This is a genomic window from Streptomyces sp. NPDC005576 (assembly GCF_042871745.1).
Classification (GTDB): domain Bacteria; phylum Actinomycetota; class Actinomycetes; order Streptomycetales; family Streptomycetaceae; genus Streptomyces.
Map to the genome: position 1 here is coordinate 1 of NZ_JBIAJC010000027.1, position 14,502 is coordinate 14,502.

General features: G+C 68.6%; 12 protein-coding genes and 1 pseudogene. 11 read left to right on the plus strand and 2 right to left on the minus strand.

The genetic code is table 11. From position 1 onward, the window contains the following. Window positions 1-571 precede the first annotated feature (571 nt). The 10 genes and pseudogenes from ACFYPN_RS31850 (at window position 572) to ACFYPN_RS31895 (ending at window position 12,320) form a co-directional block, all read left to right on the plus strand. Window positions 572-2,974: a Helicase associated domain protein gene (locus tag ACFYPN_RS31850; protein WP_389303132.1), complete on the plus strand. Its 2,403-nt coding sequence runs from the start codon at window positions 572-574 to the stop codon at window positions 2,972-2,974. After that, window positions 2,971-3,111 (plus strand): hypothetical protein, encoded by a 141-nt coding sequence (locus ACFYPN_RS31855; protein ID WP_389303136.1) that lies wholly within the window; start codon window positions 2,971-2,973, stop codon window positions 3,109-3,111. The genes ACFYPN_RS31850 and ACFYPN_RS31855 overlap by 4 nt, the downstream gene beginning before the upstream one ends. Before the next feature lie 262 nt (window positions 3,112-3,373). Next, entirely contained in the window at window positions 3,374-4,147 is a 774-nt protein-coding gene (locus ACFYPN_RS31860; RefSeq protein ID WP_389303139.1) for a TnsA-like heteromeric transposase endonuclease subunit, read from the plus strand. Further along, on the plus strand, window positions 4,144-6,396 hold the full coding sequence (locus ACFYPN_RS31865; RefSeq protein ID WP_389303142.1) for a transposase: 2,253 nt from the start codon (window positions 4,144-4,146) through the stop codon (window positions 6,394-6,396). The genes ACFYPN_RS31860 and ACFYPN_RS31865 overlap by 4 nt, the downstream gene beginning before the upstream one ends. After that, window positions 6,390-7,418: a TniB family NTP-binding protein gene (locus ACFYPN_RS31870; RefSeq protein ID WP_358766220.1), complete on the plus strand. Its 1,029-nt coding sequence runs from the start codon at window positions 6,390-6,392 to the stop codon at window positions 7,416-7,418. Before ACFYPN_RS31865 ends, ACFYPN_RS31870 begins: the two co-directional genes overlap by 7 nt. Window positions 7,419-7,592: 174 nt before the next feature. Beyond that, window positions 7,593-10,745, plus strand: coding sequence for a helicase associated domain-containing protein (locus tag ACFYPN_RS31875; RefSeq protein ID WP_358766222.1), 3,153 nt, complete (start codon window positions 7,593-7,595; stop codon window positions 10,743-10,745). Window positions 10,746-10,919: 174 nt separating this feature from the next. Further along, window positions 10,920-11,168: a hypothetical protein gene (locus ACFYPN_RS31880; RefSeq protein ID WP_389303145.1), complete on the plus strand. Its 249-nt coding sequence runs from the start codon at window positions 10,920-10,922 to the stop codon at window positions 11,166-11,168. After that, window positions 11,149-11,442 (plus strand): annotated as a pseudogene (locus tag ACFYPN_RS31885) (WhiB family transcriptional regulator); the annotation flags it as partial. The gene ACFYPN_RS31880 and the pseudogene ACFYPN_RS31885, both read left to right, overlap by 20 nt. Then, window positions 11,437-11,976 carry an RNA polymerase sigma factor gene (locus ACFYPN_RS31890; RefSeq protein WP_389303185.1) on the plus strand — a complete coding sequence of 180 codons (540 nt, stop codon included), beginning with the start codon at window positions 11,437-11,439 and terminating at the stop codon, window positions 11,974-11,976. The pseudogene ACFYPN_RS31885 and the gene ACFYPN_RS31890, both read left to right, overlap by 6 nt. Then, on the plus strand, window positions 11,973-12,320 hold the full coding sequence (locus ACFYPN_RS31895; protein WP_389303148.1) for a hypothetical protein: 348 nt from the start codon (window positions 11,973-11,975) through the stop codon (window positions 12,318-12,320). The genes ACFYPN_RS31890 and ACFYPN_RS31895 overlap by 4 nt, the downstream gene beginning before the upstream one ends. Before the next feature lie 132 nt (window positions 12,321-12,452). Here the strand turns inward: ACFYPN_RS31895 and ACFYPN_RS31900 are convergent, their stop codons facing one another. Together ACFYPN_RS31900 and ACFYPN_RS31905 are read right to left on the minus strand one after the other, a co-directional pair. Beyond that, on the minus strand, window positions 12,453-12,893 hold the full coding sequence (locus tag ACFYPN_RS31900) for a hypothetical protein (protein WP_358766249.1): 441 nt from the start codon (window positions 12,891-12,893) through the stop codon (window positions 12,453-12,455). Between the two features lie 4 nt (window positions 12,894-12,897). Then, on the minus strand, window positions 12,898-13,548 hold the full coding sequence (locus tag ACFYPN_RS31905; RefSeq protein WP_358766251.1) for an HAD family hydrolase: 651 nt from the start codon (window positions 13,546-13,548) through the stop codon (window positions 12,898-12,900). A gap of 102 nt (window positions 13,549-13,650) precedes the next feature. Here ACFYPN_RS31905 and ACFYPN_RS31910 point away from each other — a divergent pair, with 102 nt between their 5' ends. Next, window positions 13,651-13,950: a helix-turn-helix transcriptional regulator gene (locus tag ACFYPN_RS31910; RefSeq protein WP_358766253.1), complete on the plus strand. Its 300-nt coding sequence runs from the start codon at window positions 13,651-13,653 to the stop codon at window positions 13,948-13,950. Window positions 13,951-14,502 lie beyond the last annotated feature (552 nt).

Consider the following 14,502-nt stretch of genomic DNA (forward strand, 5'->3'; position numbering starts at 1 on the left):
CCCGCGGAGCGGGATATGCAGCGCTGGCGCGCTGCATAGTGATGGAATTGCGCAAGCGCAATTCGAATTCCGGCGCAAGCGCCGGAATAGAATTCCGTAAACGGAATTCTTGGGGGGGGTGCAATTCGCGCAAGCGCTCATTGCGGGGCACCCGCGCAAGCGCGGTCGCCTTGGCTGGCTGCGAGGGGAGGTGCATCATGTGCGGCCCTGTGTGGGGCTTGGATTTCCTGGCCACTACCCCCGAACGGATGTGACTGGCCGTCGGTCCGGTCGGGTGCCGGCCTCACCGCAGTGACGGGTTCCGCTGCGCTCCACCCTGACCACTCCCTCACCTTCGAAACCGCTCCGCCGCTACTCGGCACCACACCATCAGCATACACTGTTAATTGCTGCCATGGGGGAGAATCGGCCAAGTATCAGCCCTAAGGACGAACCGGCCGCATGGTTGATGCATCACGGATCAGCACTGTGTAGTGTCTGGGTATAGACATGAGCACCCCCGGCCCCTCGCGCCGCGCCGGAATTTCTTTTCTGATTGCGCGCCGAATTCCGCGAAAAGGAGAACACGGGAATGGCCAGGAAACTGTTTCCTCACCAGATTGAGGCCGTGGCCGCCATCGTGCGCGGTCTCGATATCCCGCCGGGCGGTATCCCCGCCAATGGCCTGCGCGGGCAGGTGCACGCCGCGTGCGGAACGGGAAAGACCATTATTGCGGCGGCGTCGGCAAAGCGCCTTGTTCCCACGGGTCGCATTCTCGTCCTGGTGCCGACGCTGGACCTTCTGACCCAGACGGTGCGGGAGTGGCGCGCGGCCGGGCACACGGGGCCGGCCGTCGCGGTGTGCAGCCTCACCGACGACGTGGAGCTGTGGAGCCTCAAGGTCCGCTCCACCACCAACCCGGTGCAGCTGGCCCTGCGGCACGGCGAGGGCCCCATCACCATCTTCGGGACGTACGCATCGCTGGGCGTGCTGGCGGAGGCGTTCGAGGGCCTCTACGGGCAGCAGCTCGCGCCGATGGACCTCGCGGTGGTCGATGAGGCCCACCGGACGTCCGGTTCGATGGGTAAGGCGTGGGCGGACATCCACGACCAGCGGATCATCCCGGCGCACCGCCGGCTGTATCTGACGGCTACGCCGCGGATCTGGCAGGAGCGGCCGAACTGGGAGGTGGCGGAGGGAGTGCGGGAGGCGCTGCCGAAGGAGATGGCGGCCTCGATGGATGATGAGCGGGTTTTTGGGCCGGTTCTGTACAAGCTCTCGTTGGCGTCGGCGGTGTCCCGCGGTTTGCTGGCGCGGTATCAGATCATCGTGTTGGAGCTCCAGGACCCGGTGGTCACTCCGGAGCGGCTGATGGGCGAGGAGCGGCGGGGCGAGGAGGTGCGGGGGCAGCGGCTCGGGGCGCTCCAGGCGGCGCTGTTGCACACGATGGAGGAGCACCGGCTCCAGACGTGCATCACGTTCCATCACCGGACGATAGAGGCGCAGGCGTACGCGGAGGGTCTGGAGCGGGTGGCGAAGCGGCTGCACGCGGACCAGCCCAAGCGGTACCCGTCCGAGGTGTGGGCGGACTGGCTGTGCGGCGAGCACGTTCCCGAGCGCCGGCGGGAGGTCCTGGGCGAGTTTGGATCCACCGCGCGGCGCGCGGTCCTCTCGAACTGTCGTGTCCTGGGTGAGGGTGTCGACATCCGGGCGGTGGACTCGGTGGCCCTCCTGGACCCCAAGGGCGCCCCGCACGACATCGTCCAGGCCATCGGCCGGGCGCTCCGTCAGAAGCCGGGACAAGGGAAACTGGCCTCTCTGATCGTGCCGGTATTTCTCCGGCCCGGAGAGCAGCCGGAAGATATGTTCACGTCGGGTTCGTACCGGCCATTGGTGAAGGTATTGGAAGGTCTGCGGGCTCACGATGAAGAGGCCGTCGAATTGCTGGCAATTCCGCAGGAGCCTCAGAAAAACGTTGTGCAGCCGTCCGAGCACATCGGCTCTGCGCCCGACGATGATGAGGATGAATCACGTCTTCTGCTCCGTTTCGCGGCTCCGCGTGATCCGGTGATGGTCGCGGAGTGGATTTCCTTCAACGTGATCGACACCGAGCGTCAAGACTGGGCCAGAGGCTACGCAGCGCTACGTCGCTATACGGAGCGTGAGAAGAACGCTCGAGTGCCCTATGGACACCGCGAGGGTGCGGCTCCCTTGGGCCAATGGGTCGCAGAACAGCGACGGGCGTACGGCGCGGGGCAGATGACTGGGCAGCGCGCGGCGCGGCTGGAGAAGCTCGGCATGGTCTGGTCCCTGGTGGACGAGCGGTTCCAGGAGAACCTGGAGGCGGCCAAGGCGTACTACGAGCAGCACTGGACCCTCTGCGCTCCGCGGTCCGCCGTGGCCCTGGACAGGCCGGTAGGACAGTGGTTGAGCAACCTCCGCCGCCCCGGAGCGCTGGAGGACCACCCCGAGTGGAAGGCCGCGCTGGAGACCGTGGATGAGCACTGGAACCCCGCGTGGCCGGCGGAGTGGCAGCGGCACTACGCCGCGCTCCGCGAACTCGTGCGCGACGAAGAGGGCCAGGACGTCCTGCCTGGGTTCACCGTGCACGGCATGGACATCGGGAAGTGGCTGTCCAAGCAGCGGCGGCCCGAGGTCTGGCAGGCCCTGACCGAAGGTCAGCGCGAGCGCCTGGAGCAGCTCGGCATCACACCGCAGGCCCCGGCGCGGACTCTGGAGCGGGGGGCGTCTGCGAAGCCGTCCACAACGCCCCTGAGCGCCTTCGACAGGGGTGTGGCGGCCCTGGCGCAGTACAAGGCCCGCACGGGCTCCCTGACTGTACCCAGAGCCCACGAAGAGCGGATCGTGGTCGACGGCCAGGAATACCTCGTGAAACTCGGGGTGTTCCTGTCCAATAGCAAGAGCCGCCGGGCCAAGCTCACCGCCGACAAGCTCGCTGCGCTCGCCGGCCTCGGTCTGGAGTGGGCGGCATGAGCGTCGAGCGGTACGACGGGGACGCGTACGGCCAGGGGTCGGCCCGTGTCAGCCACCACCAGCACGAGGCCACGGTGGCGCAGTCCACCGTGTGCCAAGCCTTGGCCGCCGTCGGAATCATGGACGACATCATGTAGGGGATGGAGCCCGGGGCCTACACCTGGATCTCCGAGAGCAGCGCTCTGCACGAGGCCGGGGAGCGGTTCGAGGACGGCTGGTTCGTCGGTGTCTGCGACGTCGCCACCAACCTGCTGCGCATCGCCGACACGTGTTCAGAGCCCTACGTGGCGGGAGAGCTGGCCCTGCGGTTGGCTCGCGGCAACACGACCGCCTTCCAGACCATGAGGTCATCTGTCAACTCGGCTGCTGCTGGGACCGCGGGTTGGGTTGACTGCCTGCATGCATGCGAGGACAGGTGTTCGCGACGGTTGCGATTCAGCCGTCGATGCCAGATGGATCGATGTGCGTTTCCGGGATCCGCTGGGACGGGAGCACCGAGCCCCATGGCTTGAGGCTGCACAGGACGTGGTCTTTGAGGGCAGTCCGGTGGTACGGCCTTTCCCCGTTCGGCACGGGCGGCGTGTGGCTCCGGGCTGGTGGTGGTCGTCGACGACCGGGCGGCTGGTGGCGTATGGGTCCGGTGTCATGCGGACCGAGCTCATGTTGCTGGACCAGGATCCGGCGGTGGTGGCGCTGGCCTGTCGGCCGGTTGAGCTGGTGTGGCGTGAGAACGGCAAGGTCGTCGGTCATGCGCCGCAGTTAATGGCCAGGCTGAAGGACGGCAGCGGCTTGTTGCTCGACTGCGCCGGACGCAGCGGGCCCTCTGCCCGGCTGGCGGCGCGGGCAGGGGTTGTGGCGGCTGCCGCCAAGGCAGCGGGCTGGTCCTACCGGCTCGCGGGGCCGCCGGATCCGGTGGTAGTGGCCAACGTGCGGTGGCTGGCGGGTTACCGGCATCCCCGGTACGCCTCAGGGCCGTGGATGCCGGCTCTGGTGGATGTGTTCGGCAGTCCGCGGCCGGCGGTGGAGGCGGTGTGTGAGCTGGGGGATCCGATCGCTGTGTGGCCTGCGGTCTTTCACGCGCTGTGGAGCGGTGTGCTGTGGGCGCGGCTGAATGAGCCGCTGCACGAGCGTGCCGTTGTCTCGGTCGCACGGCAGGAAGCTGAAGCCGCGTGACGCAGGCGGTTGTCGAGGTCGGGGCGCGCCTTCGCTACGACGGGCGGGTATGGACGCTCGCCGTGTTGGAAGGCTCCCGGGCCACGCTGGTGACCGATGAGGGTGCCTCTGCGGTGGTTCTGCTGTCCTACCTGCTGGCCGATCCGTCCTTCGAGGTGGAGGGGGGGTGTGCGCCGGGGAGGGTGCCGCCGTTCGGGCTGTTGGAGGCGCTGTCGGTGGAGGTGCGGGAGCGGGCTCTGGCGTGGCAGCGGCATGTGCGGGAGGTGGAGACCGGCTTTCCTGACGCGGTGGGGCGGGGCGCCCCGCGTGAGCAGTTCGACCCGGCGACGCGGAGCCTGGCGCAGCGGGAGCGGGCGAAGGCGGAGGAGTTGGCGGCGGCGGGCTGGGCGGCGAGTGCGGCGACGGTGCGCCGGATGCGGGCGCGTTACCGCAGCGAGGGTTTGTGGGGGCTGGTGGACGGCCGGGTGGTGCGGGAGCGGTCGGCGGTGGGGCGGGCCGATGAGCGGGTGGTCGCGGCGGTCAGGAAGGTGCTGGAGGGCCAGCGGGAGCGGTCGACGGGCACGCTGGTGCGGCTGCGCCGCCGGGTGGGGTGGCTGCTGGAGGAGGAGTACGGGGCTGGGGTGGTGGCGTTGCCGCCGGTATCGACGTTCAACCGGCTGGTGCACGCGGTGGCCGACGGGCAGGGGCTGCTGGGGACGGCGGCGCAGCGGCGGTGGCATGTGTCGCGGCCGGCGCCTCCGTTCACGCCGACGGTGGCACTGCGGCCGGGTGAGTTGGTGATGCTGGACAGCACGCCCCTGGATGTCCTGGCGGTGCTGGATGACGGTGTGACGGGCCGTCTTGAGCTGAGCATCGCGCTGGACGTGGCGACGCGCAGCATCTGCGCCGCGGTGCTGCGGCCGGTGGGCACGACGTCGGTGGACGCGGCGATGCTGTTGGCGCAGATGGTGGTGCCAGCAGCGATGCGGCCGGGCTGGGACGCGGCACTGTCGATGCAGCGGTCGGTCATCCCGTATGAGCGCCTGGTGGCGTTGGACGCGCGGCTTGAGGGGGCGGCTGCCCGGCCGGTGATCATGCCGGAGACGGTGGTGGTGGACCAGGGTCGAGTGTATGTGTCGGCTTCGTTCGTGTCGGCGTGCGAGAGCTTGGGGGTGTCGGTGCAGCCGGTGCCGCCGGCGAACGGGCCGGCGAAGGGGAACGTGGAGCGGACCTTCCGTGCGATTGCCGACGGGTTCAGCCAGTACCTGCCGGGCCATACCGGCTCGGACGTCTCCCAGCGGGGTGCGGCCGCGGAGCAGGATGCTTGTTGGAGTCTGGCGCAGCTTCAGGAACTGCTGGACGAGTGGGTCATCTGTGGGTGGCAGGAGCGCCGGCATGAGGCGTTGCGGCATCCGATGATGCCGCGGGTCTCTGTCTGTCCGAACGAGATGTGGGCGGCTTTGGTGGCGGTGACGGGGCATGTACCGGTGCCGTTGTCGGCCGATGACCATGTCGAGCTGCTGCCGGTACGGTGGCAGGCGGTCAACGACTACGGCATCCGTTTCGGCTATCGCACCTACGACCATCCCGGGCTGAACCCCTACCGGCGCCGTCGGTCACCGCGGGCGGACCAGCACGGGCGGTGGGAGGTCCACCACAATCCCTATGACCCGAACCGGGTATGGGTGCGCCTGCCCGAGGGGTGGCTGGAAGTCCCGTGGGTCCACGCGGCGGCGGTCAGGCGCCCGTTCACCGCGTTCACCTTCGACCACGTTCGCCGCACCGTGGAACGCCGGCACGGCAGGGAAGAGCACGAGGCGGCGATCGCCCAGGCGCTGGATGTGCTGCTGCGCCGTGCCAGCCAGGGGCTGGGCAGCAGGCGAGAGCGGACGGTGGCGGCCCGGGCCCAGGCGGCCGCGCAGATGACCGATCCCTCCCCTGCCACCGCCCCGCAAGGGTGGCCTGCGCCTCTGGCGCCGGGGGCCTCCTTCGGGCTGCCCGGCTCCTTCACCGTGCCGCTCCAGGATGCCGACGGCTGGGACTCCGACGACAGCCTGGATGACGTCGAGGACAACCAGGACGACGAGGACTACCTTCTCGCCGCCCTCGCCGACGGCCAGGACGCCGCGGCAGACCACGCGGATGAGGCCGAAGTATCCGGGCCGACGGCCGAAGCGGCCCGGGACCAGGCTTCTGAGCAGACGCTGGACGCCGCCGGGGCGGGCGGCATGCGCATTTACGACCCGTACCAGGAGGCCCAGGCATGGTGACAGCAGCCCAGTTCGCCATCACGAGCACGTTCAGTCCGCTGACCACGTGGGACGGGTGGCGGCAGTTCGTCGACACGCCCCGCGCCCCGGCACGGGACGCCGACGACGAGGAGTGGACGCTGGAGCAGCGGGAGGATTACCACGCGCGGTTCGTGGTGCTGAAGACCCCCGCCATGGACACCATCTCCACTGCGGTACGCCGCCTGCTGCTGCTCAACCGCGGCCAGCAGGGCGGAGCCAGGCGCGGCCTGATCATCTCCGGGCCCGCGACCACCGGGAAGACCACCGCCATGCAGCAGCTCGGGCGCACCGTCGAACTCGCCGACCGGCGCCGCCACCCGAACCAGGACGGGCGTCTGCCGGTCCTGTTCATCACTGTGCCGCCGTCCTCCACCCCGAAGATGCTCATCAGCGAGTTCGCCCGCTTCCTCGGCCTGCCGGCGCTGGAGCGGATGAACCAGATCCAGATCACCAACGCCGTGTGCGAGCTGCTGTGCGAGATGGGCACCCAGCTCGTCCTGGTCGATGACGTGCATCTGATGGACACCCGCAGCCGTGCCGGCGCCGAGACCTCCGACCAGCTGAAGTACCTCGGCGAGCGGATCCCGGCGACCTTCGTCTACTCCGGCATCGACGTCGAATCCTCGCCCCTGCTGACGGGGGTACGCGGTTCCCAGCTCGCCGGCCGCTTCAAGATCGTGCGCAACCAGGCCTTGCGCTACGGCAGCCCGGCCGACCAACAGATCTGGCACGACCTGATGCGGGGCATGGACAGCGCCCTGCGGCTGCGCCGCCACCGGCCCGGCACCCTGGTCACGCACGCCGCCTACCTGCACGCCCGCACCGGCGGCCGCATGGGCAGCCTCTCCCACCTCATCCGCGAAGCCGCCCTGGTCTCCCTGCTTGACGGCCCCGAGAAGATCACCAAGAAGCTGCTCGAACAGATCGAACTCGACACCGCCGCCGAGCAACGGGCCCGGGCACCGCACCGTCGCCGGATGCCCTCGCATCGTCAGCCCTGACTGTCGGTGTCTGCCTCAACTGTCCGTCCCGCTCCCCCATTCGGCCACTGTTCGGATGCTGGTACATCCGAACCTTCCAGGAACGGCCTCGGCCCCCTCATGCACGACTTTCCTCCACCACAGCCGCAGCCGCCGCGTACGGCACCGCGCCCGGGGCCGGTGCGGCTTGCGCCGTTGCGGGGCGAGACGAACCTGTCGTACCTGGACCGGCTGGCCGACCGCTACCGGTTGGGTGTCAGAGACCTCATTCCCTCGTTGCTCCAGGTGGGCGGAGGCCTGTTCAAGGGCTTCCGCACGGACGGCGAGGTGTACCTCAACGCAGAGGCCCGTGCCCGTATATCGGTGTTCTGTCGCGTGCCCGAGGATGTCTTGGGACGGGCCCTGCCCGCCTGGGCCGCTCAGGAGCCCCTCGCGCCGGACGGGGTGGGTGCGGCCGGCCGGTTCCGCTTCGGGGTCGTGGTGTCAGCCGCAGGGGAAGGCTGTCGGCTGTGTACAGCGGCACGCACCGGACGGGCCAAGCCCGCCCGGCTGTACCTGCAGCCGCACACCCGTATCTGCTCGCGTCACCGGCGCTGGATGCTCGGCACCCACTGGGTCGACGGCGCGCCGGTCGACACCCAGCAGATCGACGTGACGGGGCTGCCAGAGATGCTCGCGGCACACCGGCGGCACCTGCAGCTGCTGCGCCATCGCCCGGACGCCGCCGGCGCGTTCGAGGTCGCTCATGCCGTGGTTGTCTCCTGGTGGGCGCAGCAGTGGCCCGAGGAGGAGCAGTGGCCGCAGCGGGTACGCCAGATGGCGCCGCCTGGGGCCGATCCCGGCTGGTGGCGGCTGCTGGCCAGGGACGCGGTCATCTACCCCGAGACCGTCGCCTTGGCCTCGGTCCTCACCGACAACCGCATCAGAGAGCGGCTGCTCGCCGACGCCGGCGGGCATCTGCCTCACACACTCGCACACGTGCCTGGTCTGGTCGGTGAACTTGCGCGGGTCATGGGACGGTCGTGGCTTGCCGAGCGGATCACCTCGACCTCGGCTGGTCCCTTGCTGGTGTGGGTGCAGCACCGCGTACGGGCCGGAGCGGACGCAGCCGCCGCCGACCGGCTGTGGACGCTGCACATGGCGCACCGGCCCCGCCCCATCGCCCGAGAACTCACCGCCTACCGCGACGCCGCCGGCAAGGGTGAGAACGCTGCGGGCGGTACGCGGCTGCACCTGGGGCTCCGACACACCTCGGACCATGCCTTCACCACCGGCCTGGCCCACGCCCGCGCCTACGCAGCCGTCCACGGCCACCTCGCCGCACCGATCCACAGCCGGTTCGACGGCTTTGCCCTGGGCCGGTGGCTGTCGAATCATCGGAAGTTCCCGGCGATGCCACCCGAACACGTCGCCGCCCTGGAGGCGCTGGATCCGTGGTGGCGGCCGCCGTGGACGGTGATGTGGCAGCGTTCCTACTACGAAGCCTGTGACCACACCCGCGCCCGGGGCGGCCTGCGGCCCGAACACGGCTTCCCCGCCACCAGCTTCGGCATGGGCGAATGGCTGTATAGCCAGTGCGTCGGCTACGACAGCCTGCACCCCGCACAGCAGCGCCTCCTGGCCGACATCGGCCTCACCCCCGAGGCTGTAGGGGTGGCCAGGCCCCGCCGCAAGAACATGGCCACCCACTTCCAGCGCGCTCTTGCTTGCGCCAGCACTTACGCCGGCACTCACGGCACGCTGGTGACCGCGACCACCGACACCGTCCAGGACGGGCTGAGGCTGGGACAGTGGCTGGCCAACCAGCGCAGTAAAGACCGCGCCCACCAGCACCGCCACGGCACCCCCTCCTCCCGCGCGCTCGCGTTGTCGGCGATCGACCCCTGGTGGAACCCGCCCTGGACGCTGGAATGGCAGCGCTCGTGGCACCAGGCACGCATCCACGTCGACGGCGGTCACGTCCTGGACGCCGCGGCCGGATTCGCCGGCACCACCCGCGCACTCGCCACGTGGCTGACCACTCAGTGCGCGCAGTTCGACACCCTCCAGCCCGGCCAGCAGGATCTGCTCGCGCGCATCGGAATCACCGCGGACCGGGCCCATGGTGCCGCCGCCCGGCCCGCCGAGAGCGAGGCCGACTTCGCGACCGCCCTGGGCTACGCCCGCTCCTACCACGCCATCCACGGCACCCTCGCTGCCGCGATCAGCACCGTCCACGACGGCTTCCACCTCGGACGGTGGCTGCGACGACAACGCCAACACGCCCGTACCGACGCCGGCCGGAGCGCGCTTCCGTCCGCCCAGACGAAGGCCCTGTCCGCAGTCGATCCGTGGTGGTGCCCGCCCTGGAACCTGGCGTGGCAGCGGACTTGGCAGCACATCCACAACCAGGTCGGGGCCGGCCACCGGCTCGACGCCGACCACCACTTCCGCAGCTTCGCCCCCACCCAGCGCGCCTGGCTACGCCTCCAGCGCACCCACTACGACGACCTCCACCCCGACCAGCAGCGCCTCCTGGCCGACATCGGCCTCACCCGCGAGAGGGCCCGTACCCGGCCCATCACCCCGCACGCTGAAACGGCCCTCGCCCACGCCCGGGCTTACGCAGATGCCCACCACACCCTGGCCGTGGCCTACTCCACCGTCCACGACGGCTTTCCCCTCGGCCACTGGCTCAACGACCAACGCCAACAAGCCCGACGCGACACCACCCCCAACGCCCGCCACCAGGCACTGACGGTGATCGACCCGTGGTGGAACCCGCCCTGGGACCTGGCCTGGCAACGCGCCTACACCCACGCCCGCACCACGCAAGGCCGCCCCGGTGGCCCGCCGGCCGGCGTACGTGCGTGGGCCACCGCACAACGCACCACGTGGGATCGGCTACGCCCCGAGCAGCACCAGCTCCTGACCGAACTCGGAATCACACCGCGCGCCGAGGGCCTCATCGGCCAGCCCCGCAGGACCAGGCGCGTCTACCCATCCAGCCCTGGACTCGACCACGCACGCACATACGCCGTGGCCCACGGCCACCTCTCCCCCAGCGCCGACACCCACCACGACGGCTTCCCCCTGGGCCGCTGGCTGGTAGAAACACGCCGCAAAGCCCGACAAGGACACCTCGCCCCCACCACGAGTCGAGCCCTTGAGGATCTCGATGCCTGGTGGAACCCGCCCTGGCCGAGCATCTGGCAACGCACCTACCAACAAGCCAAGTTGCACCAGCTCAAGGGTCAGGACACCTCCCCCACCCTCCAACGATGGACCGAACGCCAACGCACCCGCTGGAACACCCTCCACCCCACCCAGCAACACCTCCTCACCACCATCAACATCCACCCCACGTAGACCGACACGGCCACCGATGTCAGACCCGTGCAGGCCTGCTGCCCCGCGCCTGCCCGGTCGGAAGGATGGAAGGGAACCTAAATAAGTTCTGGCGCCCAGGTCACGCAACAGGCCCCTCACAGGCACTCACCCTTCGGAAGTCAAAACCACGTTGACCGATCAGGAGCCCCAGCGATGTCGGAGTACGAAATTGCAGCCCTCGCCGCCGGGGCCGGATACCTCACCAGCGTGCTGAGGATGTGGATTCGGGTGCATGGACGCACCAGCATGGCCCGCATCCGCAGCAGACATCGCAGCGAGATGATCCGGGGACTACCCAGCGGCAGCCGGGTCATGGACGAACACGACAGGATCACCATCGAGGTCGGCGGACCGCGGACGATGGAGAAGCAGGGGGACAGCAGTGTCATCGTGGGTGATTGAGTGGTCGGCGCAGGCAGCCTGCAGTACCACTGATCCGGACGAGTTGTTCACGCAGTCCCAGGCACAGAACCGGTCCAAGGCGGTGTGTACTGGCTGCAGCGTGAGAACTGAATGCCTCGCTGATGCACTCGACAATCGAGTGGAGTTCGGTGTGTGGGGCGGCATGACCGAACGGGAACGGCATGCCCTGCTTCTCAGGCGTCCCACCGTCGCGTCCTGGCGTGCGCTGCTGGAGACCGCGCGTAGCGAGTACGAGCGGAGCGCCGGACTGCTTGTCGAGGAACGACCCAGGCAGCCCAAGAAGCAGCAGGGTCTGTCACCGGAACAGGAACAGCAGTACGGGGCTCTCTTCCGAGTCCGCTTCGTTCCGACCGTCGGGTTTCTGATCGCCGCCGGTGCGGGCCGGCAGGACGCTGAGGACGCCGTCCAGAGCGCCTTCGTGCAACTGGCCCGGGCATTCGAATCGGTGATACACCCCGAGGCCTGGCTGCGGACCACCGCCTGGCGCATGTGGCTCAAGGCCAAAGGCAAGGAGAGAACCTGGTCCTGGGATCCCGCAGACCTGCCCGAAACGGGTGTGCCTGACCCGTGCGGCGACATCGCCGAGCAGATCGATCTCGTGCAGTTGCTGCGGCGGCTTCCTGTTCTGCAGCGCACGGTAATGGCATTCGAGATCGACGGAGCAACACCGGCACAGACCGCTGAAGCCCTGGGCGTCCTCAGTGCCAACGTGCGCCAGAACCTGCGCCGGGCGCGCCACAGCCTTGAGCGCATGCTCCAGGAACAGGACGAAGGAGGTTCGCTGTGAGCAACCCGCCCAGGCGCAGTGCCGCCCAGCCCGTAGATGACGTGCTGGCCTCGGCCATGCAGCGCCTTACCCACGCGTTGGATGCAACCACGGATGTCGACGGCAGGCTGGCCGCCGCCTTGTACGCCTCCGCTCTTCCTCCCGCCCCTCCTGTGAAAGCCACGCTCGGCGCTTTCCTCGACCATGGCCGGCAGGAACTGCAGGCGACACTCGAAGCAACCACGGACGTTGAAAGCCACCTCATCCTGGCCCTGCACGAAATCGACCTTGAGCCGCAGACCGACAACACCACCGATGAACACACGACCACAGCCCCGGCACCAGCCAACGACCTAAGCAAGTAGCCACTCAGCGCAACTGAATAACGCTCGATCAAGCTGAACAGACCACAAACGCCCAGGTCAGACGGATACCCAGCCCATCCGCTCCAGCACCCCCCACCATCAAGACCACCCACCAAACTGAGAAACCCCAGTTCACAGGCACACCAACAACTCAGAAGTTCCGAGCGACGACAGGTACAGCACGGGGGACTTGCCGTGTACGGGCGGGGAGCCGACCACACCGCCGTCCACGACCGTTGCGACCGGCTTGAGTAGGCCCCCGATCCGCTTTGCGCGCTCGGGGCTGATCGCGTTCGCCTCCACGTACACGCCGGTGAAGCCGTACTCCGCGACGTCGCACGCTAGGTCCTCGGCTACCGCCGGCGGACAGAGACTGATGACGATGTCGCTGTGGTCCAGGAGGTCGGACAGCGTGGCCACTGGCGTCAGGCAAGCTTCTTCTGCGCGCGCTGCAGATGCAGTGCTGCGCCCGGCCTCGCACCACAGGACCGCGGCTGCGTTTGTCGCGGCGCAGGCCGCGACGGCAGCTCCCATGCTGCCCGGGTGGAGGATGCCGACGGTGGGCTGGTCCACGGTGCTACTCCGAGGTCTCGTTGAGCAGGATGTCGATGGCTTCGGTGACGTTGTCAACGTCGTGGTGCGCGGCGGTGAGGTTGCCGGGCCAGGGTCGGCCGCGAATCCAGATCGTGCGCAGGCCGGCCTGGTGGCCGCCGCCGACGTCCCCAGCTGGGTTGTCGCCGACCATCCAGCCGCCGTCCGTGAGGCTCACGCCGCAGCGGGAGGCCGCGAGTTCGAAGATGCGGCGGTCCGGCTTACGGATCTCCAGGTCACCCGAGACCGCGACGCCGTCGACCAAGTCAGTGAGACCGGTGGCGGCGAGCTTGGCACGTTGGATGTCGCTGGCGCCGTTGGTGACGATTCCGATCATCCACGCAGCCGTGCGCAGGCGCGCCAGGCCCTCGATGATTTCCGGTTGGCAAGTGACGACAGCCGCCATCAGATCTATGTACTCCTGCCACAACTGGGTGCCGGACACCGCCAGGTCGAAGGTGCCACGCAGCCGGGTGAAGTCGGCGGCGCTCGCACGGTCGGCGAGTTCGTTGAGCAGCCAGTGCTCGATGTCCGGCGTGAAGGAGTGCATGCGGCACAGCCGCAACACGGCATCGCTGAATGCCGACTGTCTGTCGACCAGCGTGCCGTCCAGATCGAAGAGCGCGAGGCAGGGCACGACCACGGACCCTATCCGCTCGGAAATCTAGCGAGGGACCGCACACAAGATCGCTCGTATCGTGTATCTTTCAGGCAACTGTCGATCATGAGAGGCTGCCCGATGCCAGATCCGGACCCATTGGAGCGAGTCGACGCTCTGCTGGATGACGTCCTGCCGCCGCCGCGTGTGCGGCAGCAGCTGCGTCTCGCTGCGGGGCTCACCCAACTGGAGGTCGCGGAAGCCGTGGGCGTGAAGCGCCTCGCAGTGGCTCGATGGGAGCTGGGGGAGACGTTCCCGCGTCGACCCCATCGGGCGATCTACAAGCACTTCCTCAAGAGGCTCGCGGAACGGTATCCAGATGCCGCAGAGCTGGATGAGGGCATGCCGACGCCAACCTCCGAATCAGGGGGGTTGGGATGACCTAGGCCATCGACCGCGCGCGCCTGAGGGGGTTCACCACCCTCTTCGGCCTCGCGCGGCCCGTCTACCGCCTGGGCTTATCACCCCAGTGCGACGGCTCAGTTCTCCCGGCACCACCCGGGTGGATCTGAGCAGAAATAACTGCCTCCCAGCAGCCGGCCCCTAACCAGGGCCCACCGCAAGGCCCCCACCACAGGGGCTTTGCGGTTCAGCAGGACCGGGAGGGGAGGAGAAATCTCCCCCCACCCGGTCGCAATCCGCCCGCTTCTCGCGAAGGGGGCTTACCCGACACATCCGCACATCTGGCCAGCCAGCCCCGAGGGGCTTGGGTCGGTCCAGCTATATGGAAGGTGGGTCGTTCTCATAGTGCCTGAAGCAGCGTCCCCTTGTCAGCTTGACCCTGTCCGTTTCACCCCGGTTCAGGACCGGCGATCTTCCCGCGTGACGGGATCGATGCCTGGTTCGTCTGCCTTTATGCGCTTCGTACCGGAAGTGGGTTTTCCGGTACGAAGCTACAAAGGGAGTGCCTTCACGGGTGCCGCTCCGGGGGCG